This is a genomic window from Spirosoma aerophilum (genome assembly GCF_054782495.1).
On record NZ_BAAGSJ010000004.1, the window covers coordinates 104,277 to 130,507 of the forward strand.

Here is a 26,231-nt window from a genome sequence, read left to right on the forward strand (position 1 = left end):
TGACATAGCCCCTCCCCTTAGTTCAAGGGGAGGGGTTGGGGCGGGGTAAGATACTCACCGCCTGAATACCGATGCGGGCTCCAGCGATGTGATACGCCGGATGGCGAACAAACTGCCGCCCACCGCAATGAAAAGGGTTACGCTGATGAAGCCGACTTCGAGCCAGGGAGAAAAGGTGAAGTTGGAACCGATTGACACCAGCAGCAATCGAAACCCCTCCACAAACAGTCGCCCGATGCCATAACCAATAACTGCCAGAATCATGGCCTGAAGCAGAATGAGCCGGGCAATGTAGCGGTTGGTGGCACCAATGGCTTTCAGCGTTCCGTAATCCTGGATTCGTTCGTTGGCCGCCGAGTACAGCGTAAGGCCGATAATGACGAAGCCCGCAATGATGGCAAATACGATCAGGAAGCCGAACGTGGCAGCAAAACCACCCGATACCACGGCCCGCGTGAAGGTACTTTCCGCAAAGGCTTCGCCCGTCCAGGCCCGAATGCCCGGAATGGCCGCGTTAATGCGGTTTACCAGTTGTGTCTTGTCTACATTGGGCCGTGCCTCCACCAGAAAGAAGCTGACCTTGTCGGGCGAAAAGCCTGTCAGACTCCGGGCGCGTTCAATGGTCGTAAAGGCATAGTCGATACCCAGCCCCTGTGTACCCCGGGTTTGTCCGGCTTTGTAAACCCGTTTTCCGTTCAGTTCGAAAGCTTCCCCTACTTTGACATCCTTCAGGTTTTCCGAAAAGAGATCCATGAATAACGCCCCCTCGGTCAGCAGTTGGTTGGGTGAGGTGCCCGGCTCGACATTCCACATCCCGGCATAGGCAGGGGCCTGAACACCGATGAGCGAAAGACCGGCGGTTTTTCCGTTGAGTCGCTTCACCGAACCCGCCGATATAACGACTTCATGGACCTGCTTTACACCGGTCATACTGGCTACCTCCCGACCAATCCGCACATCCAGCGGCACCAGCTTGTTAGCATCGGTAGTGCTCTCGTCAACAATCCAGATATACTGCCGATTACTGTTGACTACATTGATGATGGAGTTGGTCAGAAACAGAAATACCCCCGTTTGCTGACCAACCAGAAATACCGACAGGGTAATACCAACCATCGCTCCAATCGACTTGGCCTTGTCGTATTTCAGAAAGCTAAATGCCGTTTGCAGCATAGTTAGTCGACGTTAATGACGCACTCTACCCGTGCCCCAATGATTACCTTACCCGGATCGTCTAACCGGACGCGAACTTCACGAACACGCCGATCTTCGAGGTTCGACGCGTTATCGGAAAAGAGCGATTTCTTCCGTAAGTAGGGCGATGCCAGTATGACGGTGCCCGTCGTCAGCCGGTCGCTGCTGCCCTGAGGGCGGATGTACGCTTTTTGACCGACCTTCACCTTCAGGGCAAATAATTCGTCGATTTCCGTAACCGCCACCAGTGGGCCAGCAGGGGCAAAATCGCCAATGGGCTGGTTGCTGCTCAGGTACTGCCCCACTTTGGCATCCAGACTCAGCAGCGTCCCATCGACAGGCGCTTTCACCGTTTTCAGCCCGGCCACGGTGCGGGCATACTGATTGTCGGCCCGGATCTCGGCGATGCGCCCCTGCGCCTGTTTCACCTGCGCTTCCGACGCCCGGATCTGCTGTTGCAGGTTCTGGACATCGTAGCGCGAATCGTCAAGCTCTTTGCGGGTAAGCGCATTCCCGGCAAAGAGCGTTTCGTTCCGGCTCAGGTCGGCTTCGGCTTTCCGGAGCTGCACCCGGAGCGTCTGCACATTTTGCCGGGCCGTTTCGATGGCGTCCTGCTGGGTCTTCAGCTTGACGGTAGCCTGTTGAAGTTGCGCCGATTCCACCGCATTATCCATCGTTAGGAGCACCTGCCCTTTTCGGACCTCCTGACCGATTTCGACATTCATCGTTTTAACGAGGCCATCCGTTTCGGCGGCCAGTTTACTGATGCGGGCAGCTGGCTCAATAACGGCCACGCCCACCACCTCGGCAATTTGCCGGGCCGTCTGCATCGTTCGGATCGAGTCTTGCTGAGCCTCGGCTTTCTCCTTCTTGTTATCGCAGGAAACGAGCGACAGAGCAGCCGCCAGCGTACAAAAAAGTACCGAACGAATGTTGATACGTGTTGCTTTCATCCGGTTAGTTGTTGCGGTATGCAGTGTATCGTTCATGTTATACATCATTAAATTCGCTTATCTCCCGAACCGACCCATTGTCGACCTCCACAATTCGGTGGGCATAGGGCTTCAGACGCGGGTCGTGGGTTACTACGGCGACCGATTTTCCATCATCGGCCAGTGCTCGTAATTCGCGCATGACAACGCTTACCGAGTCTTTGTCCAGCGAGGCCGTGGGCTCATCGCACAGAACCAGTTTGGGGTTCGTTACCAGCGCACGGGCAATGGCGATGCGTTGCTGCTGTCCGCCTGACAGTTGTTTGGGCAGGTTTCTCCGACGGTCGATCATCCCCACCGTCTTGAGTGCCTGTTCGGTGCGATCACGCGCTTCGGCTTTACCAATACCCTGAAGCTGAAGGGGCATCAGCACGTTTTCTTCCGCGGTAAGCGGAGCCAGTAGGTTGAAATTCTGGAAAACGAATCCGATGGTATTTAGCCGCAGGGTCGCCAGGGCTTTCTCATTCAGCTTGTTAATGTGCTGCCCATCGACCCACAATTCGCCGTAACTGGGGTAAATCACACACCCCAGCATCGACAGCAGAGTTGTTTTCCCCGAACCCGACGGACCAATGATGAGCAGCAGTTCACCTTCATTCAATTGAAGCGTCGTTGGTTGCAGGGCCACAATCGTCTGGTCGCCGGTTTTGTATTCTTTACCCACATCTTTCAATTCAGCTATCATTTGTTCAGGACAATAAAGGATTGATTCTCCAACCAATGAGACACAAACAAAGTATCATATACTACATTTTCGTAGTTAATATTTCATTTATTTACAATATTAGTGCGATTTCGTAACAATAACTCTGTTTTGAAGAAAAAAAATTTATTTTCGTAATGATTTTATAAGAACGGTATGTTATTCACTACGAAAGCGTAGTAGTATGGATAGAGGTGAGCAAAACGTTATTGAGTTGGTGAATCGCTGGGCTGCGTACAGCGCCGTTACGCCAGGTGCTGATCTGGCGGGATTCTGTCTGCATTACCTGACTGATCAATTGCACGAATCGGCCATGAATGGAGAGGTTCCTACTGTCGATAAAGACAAGCTCCAGAACGATCAATGGAAAGAGAGCCTTACCGACACGACAAGCCAGCCGATGATGTCTATTCGTACCGAAGCCCGCTTAGGGGCTTTGGTGGGCAGGTTGGCAAAATATGCCTATTTCTATTCCAAAAAGGCAATGCAGTCGCTGGATGTCAAAGGACTTGACGATCCGATTTATCTGTTGGTTGTGTTACAGATGGGTACGCCCAAAAAAAGTGAGGTGATTTATGAGATGATGGCCGAGTTTGCGTCGGGTACCGACATTATCAACCGGCACATCCGAATGGCATACCTCGAAGAATTTCCCGACGAACACGATCGGCGGTCCAAACGCCTGCGGTTAACACCCAAAGGCATGGACATTATTCAGGCGTGCTTTCCGGTCATGAACCAGGTGGCCGATGTGGCCTACAGTTCATTAACAGAAGGAGAGAAAGCTATTTTAGTACAGATTCTCGACAAACTCGACCGCTATCATGCCGACCATTACAAACAAAGTCGGAATAGTGAATTCAGCGAGGTGTATGAACGCATGGTGGGGTAACTTTGCATCCTACCGAAAGACAACCTGTGGCCAACCGTCAACTGCTTCATATTTACGCCATCATTTTCATTGATGTCATCGTCGGCTCGGCGGTGGGCCCTATCTTACCCGAGTTCGTGAAGGGGCTCGAACGGCCCCAGTTGTGGCTTGCCGTGGGTACGGCCCTGTTTCTGGGCATGCAATTGTTTTCGGCCCCACTGTTAGGCAAACTATCCGACGGGTACGGCCGCCGACCGATTTTTATTGTCTCAGCCATTGGCACCTTCCTGGCCGATTGCCTGCTGCTTCCGGTTCGGGTCGGGTATTACTTTGCCAATCGGGTGAGCGATGGCACCACGAATGGTATGTATGCTACGGTGCGGTCGGCGATTACGGATATTTCCCCAAAAGAAAATCTATTTAAGAATCTGGGCATCGAAGGAGCAATTATCTCCCTTGGCTTTGTCATTGGTCCGGCCGTATCAGGTTTGTTGCTGACGACCTTCGATGTTGCGCAGGGCGATCAGGCACGGGTGGTGGCCATTATGGCGGTAACCCTGTCGAGCGTAAACATGATCCTGAGCTGGACTTTGCGCGAAACCCACCCGAATCCGCCGGGTATCACCACAGCCGCTCTGAAAACGGAACTGGCCAACTCACTCGACGTACATACCCTCTGGACGCGCCTGTTAGCCAAAGACCGGCAATACAAAGGCCTGAAAATACTGGTATTGATGCAGCTGGCTCTCACGTTTAGCACCGGCTACTATTTTTACTTCGTCACCTTCGCCAGTTTTGGGGCGTTGCAGATGGACGCCAAAGCCATTTCGTATTTCTTCATGTATTTCGGCGGGCTGAGCGTCGTGATCAGTTACGTCTTTTACGGCTACATCGCCGACCGCATCAACCAGCGACGGGGTATTTTCTGGCTCGCGTTGCTGGGGGCACCCATACTTGGCGGCTATGGACTTGTCGGAACATCCGTGCTGTGGTTGTATATTCTCGTCACGATCGACTGCCTGACGTTGTCGCTCATTCAGGGACTTATCGAAGGCTTGATGGCCCAATTGACATCGGACGAAGACCGGGGCGAAATCTTCGGCATCAACCAGGCCTTACAGGGCGTAGCCAGTTTTGTGACCACCGTAGTCTTTGGCAGTTTATCATTGATTGATTTACGATTACCCTTCGCCTGGTTCGGCGCGTGCCTGGCCGTAGTGGCATGGCTGGCCTGGAAACGGAAAAGTTGACAGGAAAGCTGGCGCGAGCATTGGCTCGTGCCTGTACATATAGCAAGCATTCGCTTGCGTCAGTGAATACTGACTATATCAAAAGGCACGAGCCAATGCTCGCGCCAGCTTTCCCAGCATCCCTTACACCAAAATCACATCGATCAACCCTTTCCGGCCAGCGTAGTTACGGGCGCTACTATACAGGTAATCTTCGGGTTCGTCCACAAATCCGGCTTCAACCGGGTTGTTATGAATGTAGTCAAGCTTCTGTTGAAGTACACTATCGGTAAATAGTTCAATTGGGTGAAAGCCCTGCTGCCAAAGCTGATGTACATTATTGGCAGGATTTGACAGACCCGCCCGCTTGAAAATCCAGCACATCCAACCCCGTCTACTTTCTTCACTGTCATTTTCAATCATCGGAAATAATTGCGTAGACGTATGTCGCTTCATGTCACGCATTATATATTGGATGGGATCTTTATTACTACCGACGATCATGTGCAGGTGGTTCGTCATCAGGCAATAGGCATACAACTCAAGACCTTTTTGGGCGACACAATAGCGTATACTGTCAAGAATAAGATCTTTGTAGTGACGCCGGGTAAATACATCAACCCATTGCACGACCGTGAATGTCACGAAATAAACTTTAGACTGATCCCTGACTTTGTATTTTTCGCTCATGAGGCTCTTGTATACATATAAATAAAAATCGAATATAAAAGAAATCAATAAATAGCTGGTGCGCTGGCACGAGTATTTACTCGTGCCAGCGTACTCCTTAGTATATGCGCCCCACTTCATTGGTCATCTTGCTTGTTATCTTCTGCCTGACAGGCTGCCAGCCTACGGCGCAACCGGAGCCTATACAATACAGCGTCCCGGCCGATGTAGAGCCGTTTGTTCAGTCGTTTCGGGATGAAGCTCGCAAACGCAACGTATCCATTTCGACAGACAACCTGATTGTTAGGTTCGGAACAGCGCTAGGCGAAGACATATGCGGTGAGTGCTTGCTGGAAAGTGGAAAAACGCCCCGCATTACGCTGAATAACGATGACTTTTGCTGGCAGCGGGCCAGTCAGCAGGAACGGGAATGCCTGGTGTTCCATGAACTCGCCCACTGCCTGCTGAAGCGGGGCCATAAAACCGATAAATTTCCCATCGGCGCGTTTGCCAGCATCATGAACCCCAACAATGTGGCCATCTATGCGACCTGCCAGTATCCGATTGGGGACGATGAATGCGACAAGCGTCCACGGAGGCGTTACTACATCGACGAGCTTTTCGATGCGAACACGGCAGCCCCCGCCTGGGCGAAGTAAACGCAGCGGGTGATGCTACTGGACACGAATATGCTGGATGCCCACCACGGGTCGGCCATCAGCCGAAATGCCCTGCACGACTACCCGTAGGGTGCGGACCACGTCCGACAAAGGGAAGATCAATTGACTGTGCCCCTGGCTATCGGTTTGCATGATGGGCTTCCAGTACAATACATCCCGTCGATCGATACGCTCTGAGAAATCAGACTGCCCTTCGCCAAGCCGATCCGTAGCCGCTGTTTCGTAGCGGGGCACGTAAAACTCCCGCTGAACGGATGGGAAGCCGATCACCTGCAGCGATTTCATGCCTGCTTTTTCCTCCTCTGCCGACGACTGGCCGGGGCGGAAGCGTCTGGTATAAAAAGCGATGACACCATTGCCGCCCCGAACGCCATAAATACCGGCAGTACCTGCATTTTTCAACACTTCGATCCGCTCTATATCACCCGGATTAAAGACCAGCAAGGCCGTTCCCTCATTATCTTCAATGGGCATCCCATCGACCAGGAACAACGGTTGAGGACTGCTTTTCAACGTGCCTACCCCCCGAATGACAACCTGATAGGAGCCCACCAGCGATGTCGTCGATTGCTGGACGCTAACGCCCGACACCCGCCCCCGAATCATTTCGTAAAGATTCGAGAACCGGGGCGACTTCTCATCGAAAAGCAGGGTCGCATCCGATTCTTTATGCAAACTGGATCGCTGAATATCTTCCGGCCGGTCATCTCTTCGACGGGCCCGCACGGTCACTTCTTTTAATAATTTAACGGTCTTGTCCCGGTAAAAATCAGCGTCGCCCTCCTGACGGGTACGGGCAGCCTCCAGTTGAGCCCGCAGCGCCACCCAGTCCGGTAAAGCCCGAACGCTATCGGGTGCCCAGCCGCCCCCAGGCCCTTCCAGTACCAGGCGGGCATCTTTGGGCGGAACGTTTTTTAGCTGGCGATCCGTAATCTGAGTCATCAGCCGGAGGGTGTCGGCAATGGAGAATCCGGCCAGTCGAAACCGCCCCTGCTCGTCTGTTCCTGCTGACCGCACAAAGGAATTGCCGGGGGCTGTTGAAGCCAGAATTACCTGCGCTCCGGCCATAGGTTGATTTTTAGCATTGAACACCCGACCCATAAAGGAAACCCCACCTAACAATTCAGTGGAGGGCGTGCCGCTTACCCGTCGCCAGCCCTGTGTCAACAACAAGTCGTCTATGGCCCGGCGGGTAATAGACGAGTTATCGTTTAAGTAGCTGGCAGGCTGCTCTACCCGCCCGCGCAATTCGCCCGTTAGCAGGAGGTGGGTTCGAATGGTAGCCTCCGCGGTATCTTCGGGTACCTGACTCACATCCGTAACGGAAGCCGACAGGCCCGCAACGATGGGTAGGCCATCATCATTCAGATTGATACTGAGCGTGACTTTTTCGCGAGGTTGGTAGCGGGGTTTATTCGCCCCCATAATAACCCGGATAGGCGGCACCCGTTCGGGTAAAAACACCAGTCGTTCGGCCTGGGGACGGGCGGTGGCGTCGTAGAGTGTAATCTGGTTCAGACCCGCTGGCAACGACGCAGCTGGCAGGCTGACCTGAGCCACGCCATTGTCGAGCAGAATTTTCCGTTGCTCCACCAGCCGTCCCTGCTGTTGAATGAGCATATAGACCGAGTCTTTGGGCGGGCGGCTGGTACCAACAATCGAGAGTGTCAGTCGACTGGTATCGCTGACGACATCGGCCGCCAGCATTAACCCTTCCGACTCAGGAGCAGGCAAGGGCACCCGTTGCTCTTGATTATCCTGTTGCACCTCGGCATAGTATTTCCGGCCAGCCTGGGGTGTTATCACCACGCTCCCCATTCCCAGAACACTGGTGTTAAATCGGGAGATTTCCGTTCCCTCTTCGTTCACAATCCGGCCTGCAACAGCCAGTCCATGCCCATTCGGCTGAACAACTTTAATGCCCAGCCGGGCGGCTAACCCTACCAGCCAGCGCCCTCCTTCGGGCAGCACCTGAATATCGAGCGCTTGTCGGGAGGTATCCCTTGTTTTAGACGTCGTGCCCGTTCCCTGAAGAATGTTGTAAACGGCAATGGATCGATCAAAGGCGGGCCGATGCTGCCCATCATCTTCATCGGTATAGGCTCGTAGTCGATACGTTCCCGATGTCAGTGTATCAGACAACCGAAAGTTGCCCACGGCGCGTCCGTCTTCAACTTTCAGCCACTGATGCTGAATGAGTTTACCGGCCGGCGTCAGCAAGTCGGCGTGAATGGCTGTCTCGCCCAGGGGTCGGCGATTGGTGGCGGCATCGAGCACATATCCGCTCAGCCAGACCCGGTCGCCGGTAGCGTACAGCGGCTTATCGGTGTGCAGGAATACAACGGGAGCCAGTGCCTGGAATCGGTCGTTGAAGGCCGTGGCAATGCGGTTCATCCGGGCATCGGGCGGCAGTAGCTTTCCCTGAGTCGCTATGGGCGTATTGCTTTTTGTGGGTTCAGCATCCGCGGGGTTCGGCGTCCAGTCGGCAGGCAGCATCGTCGACAAACGATCATCGGCCAGTGAGCCCTGAATCTCAACGCCAAACGGGAGCGTAACTGTACCGTCGACGGTCATTTCCAGCTGTCCCTTCGGCAGCACGATTTGGGAGTAAGCAAACCGGGCGTCCATATAGGGTGAATAATTCGACATGGCATTGGTATAAAACACCACGAGCGGACGGGTAGACACCAGCCTTCGTTCCGTTGGGAGTCGGCCCGGCTGAATCAGTTGGCTGATGCGTAACGGTTTCAATCGCCTGTTCACCGATCCATATAAGGTTGTTCGATTTTCTCTGGTTTTGGTGATAGGCATGAGTAAATCCTCTTCATATACCAGAAAGCCTTCCTTCTCATACGTGCTGTCGATTAGGCTGGCCATCAGATGCCGGGTCGACCCATTGTAGGCCCTCATCCGGTTGCGTTTAAAGCGGTTGGCCTGTCGTTCATCCGCGGGCTTTATTTCTTCAAAGCGGGTAGCACCGGCATAATAGACTTTTTGAGAGGTGCCGTCGAAATACATCAGGTCATACCAGAGCTTATAGCCCAATGCCTGATTTTCGATGACCAGGGGCTCACTGGCGGTAGCTTTCAGGTGGCTGTCTTCCTCACGAAAGCTCAGCGCATCGACGTTCAGGATCTGGCATTGCCCGCCGAAGGGCTCACCGAGCAACTGGCGTTTAAACTGGCGAAGGTGCTGCTGCCACTTTTTCGGATTTCCGCGAACCGTAACGGCGGCCAGTGTCTGATCGCTGGGTTTCAGCTGGAAGTTGGCTTTGTTGTCCGGGCTCTTATCCAGCCGGAATATGCGCCGGTGCGGTTGATAGCCGATAAAGGAAGCCACCACCTCGACCGTTCCAAGCGGCACCCCCGACAGCGAATAGCGCCCCTGTTCATTGGTGGTTGTACCTCGTGTGCTGCCATTGAGGTAAACATTGGCAAACGGCATGGGCTTTCCCGTAGCCGCATCCGTTACGGAGCCAGTGAGTGTAGTGGTCGTTTGTGCATACGTGATCGTCGCCAGCCAGAGCAGCAGACAGATAGTCAACCAGGTGATGGAAAGCTGACGATTCATGTATGTTTAGTTGTTTATTTACCCGTGTGCATAAGGCACAATATAAGCGGTTTTACTCAAGAAATCAACTGGTTATCTCTTCCAGTTTTTCGCCTGAAAACGCCATAGCCCGTTCGGAAAAGAGCACTTTGGTAGCGGCCCATGTTGTGCGAAACAACTCACTTTGGCGATACGCTTCCAGCGCGTCAGCCGATTCCCACAGGCTGTAGGTTATGCGCACGTTTGGCTGATCGGGATCGCGCAGGAGTGCGAGGTGATGGTTACCGGGAAAGGCCCGAATGTGGTGCTTGGAGCGGTCAAAAATGGCATGAAAGTCGTCCAGTTTACCATCCTGAAACGTCATACGAACAATACGAACGAGCATAAATGTATGGTTTGAACATAGAGAAAAGCTCATCAGGTTTCTACTACCCCCATGCCATCCTCTCCTGGTTGTATAAAGCTTCCCGCTCACTTGTTTCTCTGTGGTTCATAGAATCTTAAAAGAATATTAACCACAGAGGCACAGAGAACACAGAGAAATGCTCGCTAGGGAACTACTCTCCTCATACCGTCCTCTCCTGGTTGTACAAAGGTTTCCGCTCACTTGTTTCTCTGTGCCTCTGTGGTTCATAAAACACAAAACAATACTAACCACAGAGGCACAGAGAACACAGAGAAATGCTCGCTAGGGAACTACTCTCCTCATACCGTCCTCTCCTGGTTCTATAAAGCTTCCCGTTCACTTGTTTCTCTGTGCCTCTGTGGTTCATAAAACACAAAACAATACTAACCACAGAGGCACAGAGAACACAGAGAAATGCTCGCTAGGGAACTACTCTCCTCATACCGTCCTCTCCTGGTTGTACAAAGCTTCCCGTTCACTTGTTTCTCTGTGCCTCTGTGGTTCATAAAACACAAAACAATACTAACCACAGAGGAACAGAGAACACAGAGAAATGCTCGCTAGGGAACTACTCTCCTCATACCGTCCTCTCCTGGTTGTATAAAGCTTCCCGCTCACTTGTTTCTCTGTGGTCTCTGTGCCTCTGTGGTTCATAAAATCTTAAAAGAATATTAACCACAGAGGCACAAAGAACACAGAGAAATGCTCGTCAGGAAATTACTCCCCTCATACCGTCCTCTCCTGGTTGTATAAAGCTTCCCGTTGACTTGTTTCTCTGTGTTCTCTGTGCCTCTGTGGTTCATACAACTTAAAAGAATACTAACTACAGAGGAACAGAGAACACCGAGAAATGCTCGTTAAGGAATTATGTTCGCTTTATGCACCCAACCCACAAGTAAACTTTTTTCATTTAATTGTATACTATACTCAAACTATTCATATTTGTTTAACAAAGAGAAACAAGTATGAATGAGAAAGCCTATAATGACCTTAGCCGAAAAATAATAGGTGCCTGTATAGAAGTGCACCGCGAACTTGGACCAGGGCTACTTGAAATTGTCTATGAAGAATGTCTCGCGTTTGAATTAGAAAACATAGGCCTTTATGTCGAACGGCAGCTTGAGCTACCCATCATTTACAAGGGCCAGCTGTTAGACAAAACTTTTGTCATGGACATCGTTGTGGATGAAGTGATCGTGCTGGAGCTAAAAGCCGTACAGGAATTGATTCCGCTCAATCATGTACAACTAATGACATACCTCAGAATGGCACAAATGAAATTGGGCCTGCTCATTAATTTCAATGTTGAACTCTTGCGCAACGGCATACACCGCAAACTTATCGGCAACTTAAATGAATAGAATGAGTTGACTATAACGGTAAAATAGCGGGCAAAATGTCTTGTTCTTCGTGTTAATACGGCGTAAGCCCTGTGTTTAAACAAAATCCTTATTATGAAGTATCGCACATTTGGCCGTACGGGCTGGAACGTCTCCGAAATTGGTTACGGCATGTGGGGCCTGGCGGGCTGGACCGGGTCCGATAAAGAAGAAGTACTACGCGCCCTCCAGCGCTCTGTTGAACTGGGCTGCAACTTCTTCGATACCGCCTGGGCCTATGCCGATGGCGTCAGTGAAGAAATCCTGAACCAGTTACTCAAAAACAACCCCGACAAGCGATTATACGGTGCCACCAAAATACCACCCAAAAACCGGCAATGGCCCTCGAAAGCAGGCTCCAAACTGGAAGACGTCTTTCCGGCCGACTACATCGTTGAATACACCGAAAAAAGCCTGAAGAACCTCGGCGTCGACACCATCGACCTCCAGCAGTTTCACGTATGGGAAGACAGCTGGGCCGATCAGGACGAATGGAAAGAAGCCATTACCAAACTAAGTGAACAAGGTAAAGTACGCGCCTGGGGCCTATCGGTAAACCGCTGGGAGCCGGACAACAGCCTGAACACCATTCGTACGGGATTGATCGACGCGGTACAGGTTATTTACAACATCTTCGACCAAAATCCCGAAGACAACCTGTTTCCGCTCTGTCGCGAAATGAACGTCGGCGTTATTGCCCGTGTCCCCTTCGATGAGGGTACGCTGACCGGCACCTTCACCAAAGAGACAACGTTCCCGGCCGACGATTGGCGGTCTACGTATTTCGTTCCCGAAAACCTGAACAGCAGCGTCGACCATGCCGATGCCCTGAAGCCGCTCCTGTCAGACGGTATGACCATGCCCGAAATGGCCCTTCGGTTCATCCTGAGTAATCCCGACGTACACACGACCATTCCGGGGATGCGCCAGATCCGTAATGTAGAAGCCAACACCGCCGTGAGCGACAAAGGGGCCTTAGCGCCTGAATTGCTGCAGGAATTAAAAGGCCACCGCTGGGATCGCACACCCACCGAGTGGAGCCAATAGTAAACAGGCCCGTACAGACCCAGCCTGTACGGGCCTGTTCATTCATAGATGTCAGGCACTGTTAATCCATTTATAATCTCTCCTTCAGCTTCTCTTGCTCATTCTTTCCGAAACTTGCAGTCAAATTATAAGTGATGAAACATCTCTTCTCAATTGGACTGCTTCTGTTTAGCGCGCTTTGTACATTCGGCCAGACCAATCTCCTGATTCGGGTTGAAGATAGCCTGACTCACCAGCCCGTCATTGCCGCCACCGTTCGCACCACTACGAAACCCCTAATCGGTAACGTCACCGATGCCGGTGGCATGACCCGGCTCAGTAATTTACCCGCCGGAACAAAAGCCCTGACGGTGAGCGCGGTCGGCTATGAAACCGAATCATTTGCCGTAACCCCGATGACCGATACGTTGGTTTTTCGGCTTCACAGCCAGGATGCCTCGCTCGATGAAGTGACCGTAACAGCGACGCGTACCAACTCCCGGATCGAAGATTTGCCCATCAAAGTAGAAGTGCTGGGACAGGAGGATATGGACGAAGAGAGTGCCGTTGTGCCCGGTAACGTGAGCAGTATTCTGGGCGACATTTCCATCATCCACATCCAGCGAACATCGGCGGTCAACGGCAATCAGGCCATTCGGATGCAGGGCCTCGACCCGAAATACACCCAGATTCTGCGCGATGGCCTGCCGCTTTACGAAGGGTTTTCGGGTAACCTTGGCGTCCTGCAGATTCCGCCCCTGGATTTAAAACAGGTGGAAGTGGTGAAAGGCTCGGTGTCGACACTCTATGGCGGTGGGGCTATTGGGGGCATGATCAACATTGTCTCGAAATCACCTACCTCCGATAAACCCACGTTTACGGCCCTGATCAATCGGTCGGGTCTGAAAGAAAGCAACAGCAACGCCTATTATTCGCAGCGGTACGGCAAAACCGGCCTGACGCTGTTTGCCGGTTATACCAACCAGCAAGCCGTTGACGTAACCGGCGATGGCTACACCGACAGCCCGGAAATTAAGCAGGTCAATTTCCACCCGAAGTTTTTCTACAACCCTACCGATCATACCCGGATGAACCTCGGGTACTCGTTCACCAACGAACACCGCGAAGGAGGGTATTTACCGGCTCTGGAAGGCACGGAGCCCAATGCTTATCGAAACATCACGGACCTGCAACGGCACACCGTCGATTTCGACGCCAGCCACAACACCTCCGAAACCAACGCCATCACCCTGAAAGGCGCCCTGAGCACGTTCCATCGGCAAAATACCGATTACCAGAAGCTCTCCGACGGACGTCAGTCATCCCTTTATCTGGAAGGCAATAACTTGAAGCGGTTTGGCAAACACCAGCTCATTGTGGGAGCGAACCTGACGGTTGAAGCTTTCCGAAAGAACCCGGACAGTACCCGACTGGTCGATTACACCTACCAGACCATTGGCGGGTTCGTTCAGGACGACTGGCAACTGGGCGAAAAGGTGGCGATCCAAGCAGGTCTTCGGCTGGATCACCACAATACGTTCGGCAATTTTCTGCTGCCCCGCCTTTCCGTCAAGTTGAAACCCTCCGATCCGTGGACGGTGCGCCTGAGCGTAGGAACGGGTTACAAGACCCCTAATCTGTTCGTCAACCAGACGCCAGGTGCACTGAACGTTAGCCTGATTTTTCCGCGTCTGCTGCCCATCGACGTAAGCAGCGTGAAAGCCGAGCGGTCGGTGGGGGCCAACATGGACATTGCCTATTCGAAAACTTTCGAGAGCGGGTTATCGGTGCAGGTCGACCAGGCTTTTTATTATACCTATGTGAATTCGCCGGTCGTTTCGGCCTTCGCCAGCACGTCGGGTAACCTGGGCGCTTACACCCAATTGATCAACGCACCGTACAATCTGCTCAGCGTTGGAACGGATACGTATGTTCGGCTGGAGTACAAGGATTATGAACTCTACCTGGGCTACAACCACACCCTGGCCCGACGCGATGGACAATCCAGTCCGGGCCCCTCCGATAATACCTACCTCCCCCTGGCTCCACAGGACAAATTTTCGACCACGGTTGCCTGGGAGCCGGAGCATTTTCGTTTCGGTATAGAAGCGGCTTATGTAGGGTCGCAATACCTCTACAACAACCAGAAAGTAGCGAATTACTGGTTCTTTGCCGGAGCCGCCGAATACCATTACAACGATCACTGGCGGCTCGTGCTAAATGCCGAAAATCTCTTCAACGTCAAACAGGCCAACTACGAAACCGTTGTTAGCGGCCCTGTCACGCAGCCTACGTTCCGTCCCATCTGGGCACCGCTGGAAGGGCGAATTGTGAATCTGGCATTGAAATTCACGTTGTAGTTTTTACGCTGGCTTACGCTGGCGCGGGCATTTACCCGTGCCTTTACATATGGCAAGCATTCGCTTGCGTCAGTGAAAACTGACCATATAAAAAGGCACGGGCAAATGCCCGCGCCAGTAACATTAACCTCACTCCACTACTAATACCGAATGCAATGCCAGTTCGGGTACGGTCACGGTGGCCACTCCGTTGTCGTATCGAATGGGTAATGCCCTGTTTTCGGGTTGTTGAGTGACCCGTTTGGGTTTCTTGTCCAGCCGCAACCGAACGGTGAGATTGCTCAGGGGTGGCACTTCATCGTAAGTAAATACCTGCGGGTCGGCGTGGCGGCCCCCGGTGTTGATCAGGTTTACGGCGAGCCGTTCGCGCTGCCGGTTCAGAACAACGTGTACCAGATGTGAACCGCTTACCTCAGCCACGGGATTCGCCAGTAACGGCCGGGCCAGCGATGCGATAAAATCCCGTAATTTGGCGGACTGATGTTTCTCATAATCCCGGCTCAGGTCAGCATAAACAGCCGTTAGCTTACCCTTGCCAAAAGGCGTTTCGGTGGCAATGATTCCGGGTGTTGGGCTACCCGCTTCGGACGACAAGAACTGCCCGATCGGTTTCGTCTCAGCAGCGGTAATGCGTACGGGCAGGAATGGCCCCGTCAGCACGACGGACATACCGTTGTGCAGCACCCATTTGGGGCTCGCCTTCACCATGTCTTTGGGTGCAATGCCCAACTCAGCAGCAAATGACCGGGTGGTTTGGGCACCCATTAGCAACAGATTCCCCCCTTGCCGGGCATAGTCGAGGAGTTCACGTCGGAATGCGGGGTCGAGTGAATCCTGTTGAGAGACGATAATGACCGGATATTGATTCAGCCGCCCACGCAGGTGGTGTTCAGACAGCACTTCGACCGGTAGCTGGGCGTCCAAAAGGGCTGTCAATACGCCACTAACCCGCTGCGTTTGCCCATTTCCGAACAAGGACTGATTGAACCCCCGAACCGTGGCGTTGGCATACAGGAGAGCGATCTGTGGCACGGGGGTACTTCCCTCACAAAAAGGTTGTCGGGCCCGCACGAAACGGCTTATTTCAGCCATAACCGGCAGCTCGCGCCGGGGTAGTGACGCATCCCGGCTTTGCTGGTAATAGGCTTGAAACCCACCCCCGAGGGCAATAATTTCTGCGGCCTCCTGCATCAGATGCACCGCCGTTTTCTGATCGCCCTGCCGCGACACCGAACCAAACTCATACCAGAAACTCCACGACATCAAATCCCAGGGTTTTCTGTATAACTGACCCTGCGCGGCCATCACCCGCCCTTCCATCGCAGCCGAATTCACGCTGTTGCCCGGCGTCAGATCACCCGACAGGAAATCGACATTTGTGGTGATGGGTTCGGGCATCATGGACGAATAGGCCCAGTTCGACGCGATCCGAAATGTGGGTTGGTGGCGATGAACCGCATCGACATAATGCCCGATGTAGTTTATGAAAGACTGCCGGGCAAATTCGGTAAACGCACCGTAGTTGGCATCTTTACTCGAACGCGGCACTGTTTGACTGCCCGTTTCGGCTCTGAACTTCGCCAGCGCGGTGGGCGAATAATCCGGCACCGTAGCCCAGCACTCACCATCCACCCATACACCATCGGCACCATAATCGGCCAGTTCGCTGAGTTGGGGAATCAGGAGCGAGTCGGCATACGATCCATGGACGGACGCTTTCGATGTGTTCATGGTACCATCGGCATTCACGGCGGCCCAGTTGGGGTGTTTAGCCAGCGCAGCATCGTCATACACGCCCGAATAATGAAGGTATAAACCAACGCCATGTTTGCGGGTAACGGCCCGATAAAATGCCAGCGGGTCTTTAACGATGTTTGGCGCCACAGTGGCATTGGCCACTTTGGAAGAGTAGCTCGACACGCCCGGATGGCCTTTGCAATCAATCTGAATAAAATCGGGCTTAACGGCCGTCAGCAGGGAGTCGAGTCCACTTTCCGATAGGTTTTGGCCAATTGACGAGTCGTCACGATTGGCGTGAAAGTCGAAATGAAGACCAAAATACCGTTTTGTGGCTGGCCCCAGTTTTCCCGATTGAGCGACCAGCTGACCACTAAAGAGCGCAAAGAATGATACAAGTACGGCAACCTTCATTTCCTGTTCGTTTGTTCTATAACAGGAAGAAGAATGCCGGAAAAGATTACTGATACTGGCGCGGGCATTCACCCGTGCCTTTTATGAAGTCAGTATTCACTGACGCTAGCGAACCGGAACGCCGGACCGGCTTGCCAAACAAAAGGCACGGGCGCCAGCCCGCGCCAGATTAAATCCTAGTACTCCTGAACCAGTGGGTGCACCATAAATTCGTCGATCACCACATGGGCAGGGCGGCTTACGATGAACAGCATCGACTCGGCCATATCTTCGCTTTGCAGCCAGCCTTTGGAGGTTTCGTGCCCGTGCCCTTTCTCGTGGAAATGGGAGTCGACCAGTCCTGAGTAAACGCCCGTTACTTTAATGCCGAAGGAGCGTACTTCTTTGCGAAGCGCACCCATAAAGGCTTCCTGCGCGTATTTGCTGGCGGTATACAGCGAGCCGCCGGCAAAGGTGCGCTTGGCCACATCCGAAGCCACCACAATAACATGACCCGAACCCTGTGCTTTCAGCGTGGGCAGGGCGGCTTTGGTGAGTACGAAGGTGCCTTTCACGTTGGTAGCCATCAGTGCATCCCACTCCTCAACCGTGATTTCATCGACGTTTTTGAAAACACCGTAACCCGCGTTGTTGATCACCACGTCGATACGGCCGAACTGGTCGAGGGCCGTTTGTACAACAGCCGCCATGTCCGATTCACTGGCGACGTCACCGGCAACGGCTACGACTTTACCTCGAACGTGGCCTTCGGTAGCTTCTTTTTCGAGTTGTTTCAGGTCATCGGCACTGCGGGCAGTAACGATCACATTGGCACCATGCTGAGCCAGTAACAGGGCCGTTGCCCGACCAATACCGCGCGACGCCCCCGAAATGATGATGGTTTTATTTTCTACGTTCATGTATTTTTTCAATTCGCATTGGCGAACCTTGACAAAGGTCGTAAAGCTTCGCACAAAGTTTGTCAAGAAGCCGACCTTTATACCCGAATCCATATCCTGCGGCTATGCTCGGATCACTTACCACAGCGTCAATCAGTTCGAACCGAACGTTGCGGTTGTGGAGCAGAATATAAGCTTAGGGCTTGTTTTTAAAATGCCGGATCATCGGCCCGAAGCCCAGGCCCATACTTAGCCCCATGACGGCCTGGGTTAGGCGCCTGGTTTTGGTTTCGATGGTTTTCGCTTCCTCGATCCAGTTACTAAAATACACCTGATGGCCCCTGGCTAATGTCTGAAAGAAAGCCTTTGCAGGCGGGTCGTCGTCCAGGCAGGCCAGCAGATCGGCGGAGAGGGGCATAGGCGAATCATCGACCGCCAGAGTGACTTGAACGGTGGCCCCGGCTTCTTTGCGAATACCCCGGCGCATGGTGGCGTTGATAGGCATGATGAAGCCCCCCTCACGGTCGCCGGATTTTCCCATGGGCAGCAGCGCAACCTGTGCAAGGGCATAGTCGTCCAGGCTACCCTTCACGCGAAAGGATGTTTTCTGGCCGGGCCTGAGCGATTCTGTTACATCGAGCGGAATATCGATGTAGGTCCAGCCGGTTTTCTCGCCTTTTTCGTCAAATTTCTGGAGGGTAGTCGTAAAAGAAGGCATAGATTTAGGAGTAAAGCATTTGTCAAATAAAGGGTTGCTAACCACAGAGGCACAAAGGTCACAGAGGAGTTCGAGACAAAAACCTCTGCGACCTTTGTGCCTCTGTGGTTAACAACCTGTTCTAATTAATAGCGGCTTAGCGTGGCTTCCAGCGATGCCTTGATTTCCTGTACCAGACTGGCGGGTTCCAGCACTGTTAAGTGTTCGCCGTAGCTACGCAGGTGCATGAGCAGATCGCGGTTAGGGGCCAAACGCAAACGCACAACACACTCCGTTTCGGTATCACTCAGCACTTCCTGCGTCTGGTGAATGGGCTTGGCTTTCACGTATTGCCCGAACAAAGGCGAAAACGAAAGGACAATATCTTCGACCGGCCCATGGCTGTCGGTGATACCGTAAATGTGCTCGAACAGGTCACTCACATTGGTCAGAATAGCCGGGGGGACATCGCAGGGGTCGTCAAGGAGTTCGAGTTCGCTCATGCGGTCGAGGGCGAAGGTTTTTTCACGGCCACTCACGGCATCATAGCCAATGACGTACCAGCTATCGGCCACTTCGCGCAGCAGGATCGGGTGAAGGATACGCAGCTTAGGCCGCTCGGCAGGCACAGCCGGTGCACTGGCAGGTTTACTTTTACGAGGTACCTTTCGGTTCGTTGGCTGCACGATCTCCTCGTACTTCAAATACCGAAACGCCACCTGTCGACTCTGGTTCACCGCCCGAATCAGGATTGGTACAAACTGCCGATTGCCGCCGAGGATCTTCTCTTCGACATACACAATCCGACGCGATGCAGCGGGCCCTCCCGGGTCGTCGCTGCGGACCTCATGGATAATATCCAGACTTTGCCGCACCTTCTGTAAGGCATTGGTCAGTTCGTCGGCCACGGTAGCCCCCTGCGTAGCGGCCAGCACCTCACGGGCATAGTCGAGGGCTTCCATGTCTTCAGGAGCCAGCATCAGGTTCAGTAGTCGAAACTGCGGGTTGCTGTAGTAATACCCATTGGCCCGTTTGTCGTATTCAATGGGCGCGTCATGATCTTCGCGCATCCGCTGAATGTCTTTTTCGAGCGACGAAATGGACCGGATGCCGCACTTGTCCTGGCACAGTTCGAACAGCTTCTGTTTGGAATACCGGCGCGGATACCGGCTGATGATCTCGTCAATGAGCCGGTAGCGTTGAAAAGCGGAGCGGGTTATAGGCATGGGAATATTTTTTCAACACAGTGGAAACGGAGGTTCACAGAAGTACACGGAGAAAAACACCTTTGTGCCCTCTGTGTACATCTCCGTGTGCTCCGTGTTTGGATGGGCAAAGTAGACGAAAATATTTTTAAAGAAAAAAGAAGACCGTAAATAGATTACGTTTTTAGGGATATACTTTTGAGTCGGACATTACATAGACTATATCATGACTCATACACAGCGTCCCGACTCAAACACCCCGGCTTACACGCCCCGCCCGTCGCTCTCGACCCGGCAATTAGTTGACCTCGAACTGGGTTTGTTCCTGCTTCAGCAGGTACAGCCTTCGGCTCCGCCCACGGACTTACCGGCCCTGCTTCGGCCCGACGATGCCCGCTGGCCCAGCCTGTCGCCCAAACAGAAGAAATACCTGAACAGAGGACGGTTGTTGCTGGCTCACTTCGCCAATAACCTCCACTGGGAAGCCCTATTAGATGCCTACGCTGCCGCCCCAACGCACCGCCTGGCCTTCGACCTCAGCCGCGATTACAGCCATTTCTCCGAGAAAACCGTTGGTTTTTCCCGCAATCGGCTCGGTGTATTACGCAAAATGCTGGCCTGATGTATTGTCAGAACCTGACTATTTCCTCACCTTTTCAATGACAACACTCCTTATGGCAACGGCAAACAACAAATACTACGAAATGCGTGAGAACGCCAACGCTACGTTCGATGTGTATTATGGACGGGTGGGCGGATTCCGGAGCAAGGCCACCCATCCGATCGCGCAGTGGGACCGCAAACTCCGGGAGAAGAAGGCACAAGGGTATACTGAGCAAACCCACCTGCTCACCGATCCTGGCCCGGCGACCCCATCAGAAAGCATGAAACTGACGATTGAGCCCGTTCTGGATCGTCACGTGCTGACGCTCATCAAACGCATGATGGGCAGCAACGCCGACAAATTCGACAGTGCCTTCACAGTTCGTCATGCCATCAATGATGCCATTTTCGATACCCATGTCCGGCAGCAGACAAACCGCAAAACCGTTGCGCTCTGGCACAGCAACCGCAATGCAAACTGGCTGTCTATGCTGAAGACAAGCCCAACGCTGAGCCCGGTCAATGCCGTTGGTACGGGTAAGTCGGATGGGTATGGCATTCACTTTGTCGATCAGTTCAGCCAATCGCCAGATGACGCATCACGCCAGGGTTCTGACTGGAGCAGCGGGCTGCCCGGCGAAGACTATCTTGCCATTTATGAAGTACACGTTGGTCAGCAGCTTGAGCTATCTCATCACGAGATCAAGGATGTACAACTGACGGCCGATGTGCTCAAATACAAAGGCAGAGCCTACGACTCCGTGTTTGTGCGACAGAGCGCAGACTCGCAGCCAAACGAATTCATTGTGTACAACCCGGCGCAGTGTACGGTTCGGTACATTGTCAAAATCAAGGCGTAAGATGGAATTACAACGCAAAAAATTAGACCCGCTGGTTGTGCGGTTCACCGCCACCTCGCTTATTCTGGCCGAAGGCAGTACGACGACCCTGGCCGTGAAGAATGCCCTCCGCCGACGTGGCTACGAAGCCCGCCAGGCCGACGTATCCCAGTGGCTGTTCGTCATCAGCCTGTGGGAGAACTGGACCATCGACGACAGCGGCAAGGCCCGCATCTTTCATTTTCCAAGAGCCGCCTTTTCGATGCAGTGATGAAACTCTTTATCGTCCTTTTTCTGGCAGATGCAGGCAGGCGCACCATTCGTACCTGCCTGCATCTGTTTTTGTTTTGTGTGAAAGTAGGGGCTAAAGTGAAGCCCGGAAATAATTTAAACTTTTTTTGAGAAAAAGAGAACAACGTAAAAAGGTTACGTTCTTGTAGTAGTAAATTTGATTCAACAACAGGAACAGTAAACAACTACTACGACAATGAACACTCTTCTCTCCACCCCCCGTGTTACCCGCCCGGCCCTTGCCAGTCTTCTTCACTGGCAGGAGCCGCTGGCAACCCGGCTGCGCTTTCGGCATGCGCTACCCGGCATGGTAGCCAACCGACTGCTCAATGTGGAGCTGGGACTTTATTTACTAGCCGAGCTGGTGCCGATGGCTCCACCCCAGGTCCTCCCCGACCTGCTGACGGGTCACGGTGCCGTTTACCGGAACCGGCCAATTTGGTCGCCCCGGCAGCACCGGGCCTTGAGCCAGGCGCGTATCCTGCTGGCCCCCTACATGGACCGCACCGCCTGGTACAACGCCCTGGCCAAATACGCCACCCTCCCCTCCGAACTAAAAGCCTACAACTCGCAAGGCACCCTCCGCACCGACATCAGCGGGTACCTGCTGCGGGAACGGCTGGGCATGTTTGCCAAGGCGGTGGCGTAGAGAGAAGAGGATTGTGTAAAAAGAGTTAGCGGGCGTTAGGGCGTCCGCTTTTTTTGTGGGTGGTGGCTAACCTTAAAAAAGACGATTTTTAAGGTTAGCTAGTATAGGTGGCATTAAAATGCCCTAGATTATTTATCTTGTAGATATGAAATATTATCCGCCCGTCCGAAAGACCGAAAACTGTACAAGCCTTACGAACAGGCCATTCATTTATTGGCCAATCAGCCCCGCGTGAACATCGTTGAGGAAGAGAAGCTAGACGACTATTCTCAGAAAACGGCTGAAGCCTTGCGGTAGATATTTAACCTCACACAAACATATCCGCCACCACAAACTGCAACTCGGGCACGACGGGAGCCGCCGAAATGATGTCTTGCCCTTTGTAGGCCTTTGACTCGTCGGGGGAGGTGTAAGCGAAGATCTTTTGCCGTTTGGGCGCAATATACCAGACCAACTGCGCTCCACCGTCGAAATAGTCCTGTAGCTTATCCAGAACATCATCGTACGATTCCGAGTCAGATAATAGCTCGATTGCGAAACGTGTATTAACCCGTTCTCCCCGGCGAATAGCCTCTTTTTGTTCAGTGGTGATATAGGTAAGATCAGGTATTCGCTTCCGGTTTTGGTCTACATAGGAGTCCATTTCAGGCAGCAGTTCATTGCCTTGGCGGAATGATTCTGTTTGAACAAATAAGCGAATGAGAAAGCTGGCAATAAATAATTCGTCTTGTTTCATGGCGGGTTTAGGAATGATACGCCCACGCACAAACTCATAACTACCTTCGTGCGGATAGTAACGTTCCCACTGCTCAAACTCACTTACAGTTTGCAGGTGAGTTGGTAAGGCTGGTATTACTGGCGTTGCGATCATAACGGGTCATTCGCTTAGTTAGTCAAATTTACGAAATAGGCGGCAGTAAGTCCACATAGTGTGTCTCTCGCTACCCACTACCTCATCACGGCTTTAGCTGAAGGCTGGCATACATCATGTCGAGCAGGCCGTTGACGATCGCATTTTCGGCAAAACCCGGTTTGAGCCTCGACGAAACGACTTCGAAGGTGTAGGTGCCAAACGCAGCATCGTGGGGAATGTACCCCGAGCGGGCGTAGCCGTTGGTCAGGGTAGTCATCAGGGTGTTAGCAAAGGGCGATTCTTTTTTCAGCCGGGTCGAAATGGGGTTGAACACTTCGCCGTTGACAGCCGTCAGGGCAATATCGCCCAAGCGGATGAATCCAAGCCGGAGGGGAATCGAGTCGGCATCGGCATACGTGCCGGCGTAACCCGCCCGGCCCTCGTCGAGCCGCTTGCGTCCGGGGCAAGTGATGATGCGTTGATCGGCCTGAATAATTGGGTTGCTCACCTTCCGTTTGGTGCCCCGCATCACGTGTAACACCTCCTCACCCAGCAGTTGTCCCATCGACAGCAGCATCTGCTTTTGCTGCTCCATTAACTTGATCACTTTCGGGTCTTTCCGGTCCAGCCCTTCGCCACCGGGAGGCATTTTATTACTGATGTCGATGCCCCGTTTGGCATACTCCTTAACGCGAATCTCGCGCAAATCGTAGGTTTGCTGGTAGTAGATGGGGTTCTGATCGCCACAAGCGCCGGTCGACCAGAGCACCACGGCTTCATGGTCGAAGTTGTTTTCCAGATACCGGGAAGTGGCTCCGGGAACATCCCCGCTAATCTGATCGAACATACCGGAAATAACTCCATGCATAGCATAGTTGTAATAGACGGCAATGGGTTTGCCGTCCAGCGCTTCGAACGTGACTACGGCTACCGTTTTGTCGGATGGGCCATCGTAGTTCGGGCCTTCCCACCACCGGCGGGTTTCGGGGTCGATGATATTGCGGTTCACATTGATGTACGATACCCCTTCACCGTAGCCGACCCGAGCGGGCTGTAGCTTGTCTTTCGCCTGCTTAACGGCACTCGCAATTTTAGACTCAAAGGCGTCGCCACTGATACCAAACGGCACACTATGCGTATGGGTGGCAGTCAGTAGGATGTTTCGGGTAGGGATGCCCGCCGTGGCCGTAATTTTAGCGAGGATACGATCCGCCATTTCGTCGTTGATGCCCCCAATATCGACCGAAACGAGGGCTACGGTTGTCGTGCCATTGTTGACGACAACCGCCCGGGAGTATATGTTGTCGTTGATACCGAAATACGGCTTTTTGAGTTCGTTCAGGGCAGGGGTTATGTCCACCCTGGCTGCCCCTACCGAGAGCGACGCTGGTGGAGTCGATTGGGCCACAACCACGTTTACAGCGTTGGTAAGGGCCATAAGCAACAGGCTTATTTTAACTAATAGCCGTTTTTTCATGTGCTTGGTCGGGAAGGTTAGAAACAGGGGCGCCAGTAGTAGCGTAACGTAAAGATACACCTGATAGGCAAAGCTTGCTACGAGCTGGTTGGTAACCGTTGCTTTACTCACTTCTCCCCTAGCTGTTTCGGTTGAGTAGGGCTGATACACGTCAGTATTCCCTCAAAACACCAGACTAAACGTGCTGCCTTCGCCCGGCACGGATTCGGCGGTGAGCTGGCCGTTGTGGAGCTGCATGATCTGGCGCGACAAACTTAGCCCGATGCCCGAGCCAGTTTTCTTGGTTGTGTAGAAGGGAATGAAAATCTGCTCCAGCGCTTCGGGTTCAATACCGGCACCGTTGTCGGTCACACGGATAACAACATGCGGGCCCACGGCTTCCGCTTCTACGCGAATAGTTGGATTGACTGTTTTACCCAAGCTCTCGACGGCATTTTTTATGAGGTTCAGCAGTACCATTTCAATCTGGGCAGCATCGGCCCGGATGGCCAGATTGGGCGAGGATACCGAGATCGCCACCTGGTGCTTTTGCGCGTCGGCCTGAACCAGGTGGGCTACGTTCCGCACCAATTGATCCACCGACACATCGGCGAAAACCGGTTGCGGAATGGTCGTGAAATGACGATAAGCATCCACAAACTGCATAATCCCCGCGCCCCGCTGTTCAATCGTCGTCAAGGCATCGCGCAGGTCGTTGACCGACTCGGCTACATAGGCCGATTCAGCCGGGGATTGCTGACCCGTATACGCCGGCAACGAAAGCGGTACCAGGTCCGTTTCAACAATATCGCGCATGGTGCCCGCCAGCGATACAATCGGCGTGATGGAGTTCATGATCTCGTGCCGCAGCACCTTCGTCAGGTTTTGCCAGGCGTCGAGTTCGCGTTGCTGCAACTCCGAACGGATGTTCTGCATGGACGCTACCGTAACCAGCCGCCCCCGCAACCGAACTGCCGTACAACGAACCGACAGCTCGCCATCGGTGCCGGTCTGGTACGACACGGGCGTCGATGAGGTAGTTGATGAGCGGAGCATATCGGCGAGGTCGGGGTGGGTCGCCTGGAGGTCGCTGAGGGTGCGAAGCCGATAAATACCCAGCAGACGAAGGGCCGTTTGGTTGACAAGTTCGACCTGACCGGTGGCATCGAAGGTCAGCAGGCCGACGCTCACGTGCTGTACGATAGTATTGACGTAATGGAGATTGGCTTCTTTCTCGGCCCGCGCCTGCCGAAAGGCGTCCAGCACCTCGTTGAACTGGTCGTTCAGTTCATGAAACGAAGGGCCAAGGTTGCTGTCAGCGCGAAAGGCAACGGCAAAATCGGAGTAGCGCACCGACTCCAGAAACCGTGTCAGTTTGCGGTTCAGGCTCGTCACGTATCGGTATAGGTTGAGCGATAGGACGATATGCCCAATCACCAGCGGAAAGAGCAATATCCCGGCTGCCTGCTGCAGATAAAAATACGTGATCACCCCGGTAAGGCCAACGATGCCGACGATACGCCAGCCTATACCAAGGGCGAATCGATTCAT

Annotated in this window: 23 protein-coding genes; 10 read left to right on the plus strand and 13 right to left on the minus strand. The window is 53.1% G+C overall.

Features of this window, described 5'->3' with window-relative positions; translation table 11 throughout:
* Positions 1-54: 54 nt before the first annotated feature.
* Genes ACYVK4_RS02375 through ACYVK4_RS02385 form a run of 3 tightly spaced genes read right to left on the minus strand, consistent with a single transcriptional unit; the run spans position 55 to position 2,871 of the window.
* Complete coding sequence (locus ACYVK4_RS02375; RefSeq protein ID WP_461125884.1) at positions 55-1,173, minus strand: ABC transporter permease; 1,119 nt, start codon at positions 1,171-1,173, stop codon at positions 55-57.
* A 2-nt stretch (positions 1,174-1,175) separates the two neighbouring features.
* Entirely contained in the window at positions 1,176-2,183 is a 1,008-nt protein-coding gene (locus ACYVK4_RS02380; RefSeq protein ID WP_461125885.1) for an HlyD family secretion protein, read from the minus strand.
* Between the two features lies 1 nt (position 2,184).
* A complete protein-coding gene (locus ACYVK4_RS02385) occupies positions 2,185-2,871 on the minus strand; it encodes an ABC transporter ATP-binding protein (RefSeq protein ID WP_461125886.1) in 687 nt (228 codons plus the stop codon).
* A 202-nt stretch (positions 2,872-3,073) separates the two neighbouring features.
* Here ACYVK4_RS02385 and ACYVK4_RS02390 point away from each other — a divergent pair, with 202 nt between their 5' ends.
* Both ACYVK4_RS02390 and ACYVK4_RS02395 read left to right on the plus strand, forming a co-directional pair.
* Positions 3,074-3,781 (plus strand): MarR family winged helix-turn-helix transcriptional regulator, encoded by a 708-nt coding sequence (locus tag ACYVK4_RS02390; protein ID WP_461125887.1) that lies wholly within the window; start codon positions 3,074-3,076, stop codon positions 3,779-3,781.
* Positions 3,782-3,807: 26 nt separating this feature from the next.
* A complete protein-coding gene (locus ACYVK4_RS02395; protein WP_461125888.1) occupies positions 3,808-5,010 on the plus strand; it encodes an MFS transporter in 1,203 nt (400 codons plus the stop codon).
* A 123-nt stretch (positions 5,011-5,133) separates the two neighbouring features.
* Here ACYVK4_RS02395 and ACYVK4_RS02400 read toward each other — a convergent pair whose 3' ends face one another.
* Positions 5,134-5,679: an REP-associated tyrosine transposase gene (locus tag ACYVK4_RS02400; protein ID WP_461125889.1), complete on the minus strand. Its 546-nt coding sequence runs from the start codon at positions 5,677-5,679 to the stop codon at positions 5,134-5,136.
* Between the two features lie 104 nt (positions 5,680-5,783).
* On the opposite strand from ACYVK4_RS02400, the gene ACYVK4_RS02405 reads away from it, so the two are divergent.
* A complete protein-coding gene (locus ACYVK4_RS02405; protein ID WP_461125890.1) occupies positions 5,784-6,317 on the plus strand; it encodes a hypothetical protein in 534 nt (177 codons plus the stop codon).
* Between the two features lie 15 nt (positions 6,318-6,332).
* Here ACYVK4_RS02405 and ACYVK4_RS02410 read toward each other — a convergent pair whose 3' ends face one another.
* Positions 6,333-9,908: a carboxypeptidase regulatory-like domain-containing protein gene (locus ACYVK4_RS02410; protein WP_461125891.1), complete on the minus strand. Its 3,576-nt coding sequence runs from the start codon at positions 9,906-9,908 to the stop codon at positions 6,333-6,335.
* A gap of 64 nt (positions 9,909-9,972) precedes the next feature.
* Positions 9,973-10,272: a putative quinol monooxygenase gene (locus ACYVK4_RS02415; RefSeq protein WP_461125892.1), complete on the minus strand. Its 300-nt coding sequence runs from the start codon at positions 10,270-10,272 to the stop codon at positions 9,973-9,975.
* A gap of 986 nt (positions 10,273-11,258) precedes the next feature.
* Between ACYVK4_RS02415 and ACYVK4_RS02420 the strand changes: the two genes are divergently transcribed.
* From ACYVK4_RS02420 to ACYVK4_RS02430, 3 genes are all read left to right on the plus strand, one after another.
* The gene (locus ACYVK4_RS02420; protein ID WP_461125893.1) at positions 11,259-11,654 is read left to right on the plus strand and encodes a GxxExxY protein; all 396 of its coding nucleotides are present in this window, start codon (positions 11,259-11,261) and stop codon (positions 11,652-11,654) included.
* A 93-nt stretch (positions 11,655-11,747) separates the two neighbouring features.
* Positions 11,748-12,719 (plus strand): aldo/keto reductase, encoded by a 972-nt coding sequence (locus ACYVK4_RS02425; protein ID WP_461125894.1) that lies wholly within the window; start codon positions 11,748-11,750, stop codon positions 12,717-12,719.
* A 134-nt stretch (positions 12,720-12,853) separates the two neighbouring features.
* Positions 12,854-15,058: a TonB-dependent receptor gene (locus ACYVK4_RS02430; RefSeq protein WP_461125895.1), complete on the plus strand. Its 2,205-nt coding sequence runs from the start codon at positions 12,854-12,856 to the stop codon at positions 15,056-15,058.
* A gap of 129 nt (positions 15,059-15,187) precedes the next feature.
* Here ACYVK4_RS02430 and ACYVK4_RS02435 read toward each other — a convergent pair whose 3' ends face one another.
* The 4 genes from ACYVK4_RS02435 to ACYVK4_RS02450 all read right to left on the minus strand — a co-directional run bounded on the left by ACYVK4_RS02435 (position 15,188) and on the right by ACYVK4_RS02450 (position 20,010).
* Complete coding sequence (locus ACYVK4_RS02435) at positions 15,188-17,209, minus strand: hypothetical protein (RefSeq protein WP_461125896.1); 2,022 nt, start codon at positions 17,207-17,209, stop codon at positions 15,188-15,190.
* Between the two features lie 176 nt (positions 17,210-17,385).
* Positions 17,386-18,108 carry an SDR family oxidoreductase gene (locus tag ACYVK4_RS02440; protein WP_461125897.1) on the minus strand — a complete coding sequence of 241 codons (723 nt, stop codon included), beginning with the start codon at positions 18,106-18,108 and terminating at the stop codon, positions 17,386-17,388.
* Between the two features lie 175 nt (positions 18,109-18,283).
* Positions 18,284-18,805, minus strand: a complete 522-nt coding sequence (locus tag ACYVK4_RS02445; RefSeq protein ID WP_461125898.1) for a DUF1905 domain-containing protein — start codon at positions 18,803-18,805, stop codon at positions 18,284-18,286.
* Between the two features lie 125 nt (positions 18,806-18,930).
* Positions 18,931-20,010 (minus strand): helix-turn-helix transcriptional regulator, encoded by a 1,080-nt coding sequence (locus ACYVK4_RS02450; RefSeq protein ID WP_461125899.1) that lies wholly within the window; start codon positions 20,008-20,010, stop codon positions 18,931-18,933.
* A gap of 205 nt (positions 20,011-20,215) precedes the next feature.
* On the opposite strand from ACYVK4_RS02450, the gene ACYVK4_RS02455 reads away from it, so the two are divergent.
* The 4 genes from ACYVK4_RS02455 to ACYVK4_RS02470 all read left to right on the plus strand — a co-directional run bounded on the left by ACYVK4_RS02455 (position 20,216) and on the right by ACYVK4_RS02470 (position 22,371).
* Positions 20,216-20,611 carry a pPIWI_RE_Z domain-containing protein gene (locus tag ACYVK4_RS02455; RefSeq protein WP_461125900.1) on the plus strand — a complete coding sequence of 132 codons (396 nt, stop codon included), beginning with the start codon at positions 20,216-20,218 and terminating at the stop codon, positions 20,609-20,611.
* A 37-nt stretch (positions 20,612-20,648) separates the two neighbouring features.
* Positions 20,649-21,452, plus strand: coding sequence for a hypothetical protein (locus ACYVK4_RS02460; protein WP_461125901.1), 804 nt, complete (start codon positions 20,649-20,651; stop codon positions 21,450-21,452).
* Between the two features lies 1 nt (position 21,453).
* The gene (locus tag ACYVK4_RS02465) at positions 21,454-21,702 is read left to right on the plus strand and encodes a hypothetical protein (protein WP_461125902.1); all 249 of its coding nucleotides are present in this window, start codon (positions 21,454-21,456) and stop codon (positions 21,700-21,702) included.
* A 216-nt stretch (positions 21,703-21,918) separates the two neighbouring features.
* Entirely contained in the window at positions 21,919-22,371 is a 453-nt protein-coding gene (locus ACYVK4_RS02470) for a pPIWI_RE_Z domain-containing protein (RefSeq protein ID WP_461125903.1), read from the plus strand.
* Between the two features lie 307 nt (positions 22,372-22,678).
* Here ACYVK4_RS02470 and ACYVK4_RS02475 read toward each other — a convergent pair whose 3' ends face one another.
* The 3 genes from ACYVK4_RS02475 to ACYVK4_RS02485 form a co-directional block, all read right to left on the minus strand.
* Positions 22,679-23,242, minus strand: coding sequence for a Uma2 family endonuclease (locus ACYVK4_RS02475; RefSeq protein WP_461125904.1), 564 nt, complete (start codon positions 23,240-23,242; stop codon positions 22,679-22,681).
* Positions 23,243-23,327: 85 nt separating this feature from the next.
* Complete coding sequence (locus tag ACYVK4_RS02480; RefSeq protein ID WP_461125905.1) at positions 23,328-24,851, minus strand: neutral/alkaline non-lysosomal ceramidase N-terminal domain-containing protein; 1,524 nt, start codon at positions 24,849-24,851, stop codon at positions 23,328-23,330.
* A 12-nt stretch (positions 24,852-24,863) separates the two neighbouring features.
* On the minus strand, positions 24,864-26,231 hold the full coding sequence (locus ACYVK4_RS02485; protein ID WP_461125906.1) for a sensor histidine kinase: 1,368 nt from the start codon (positions 26,229-26,231) through the stop codon (positions 24,864-24,866).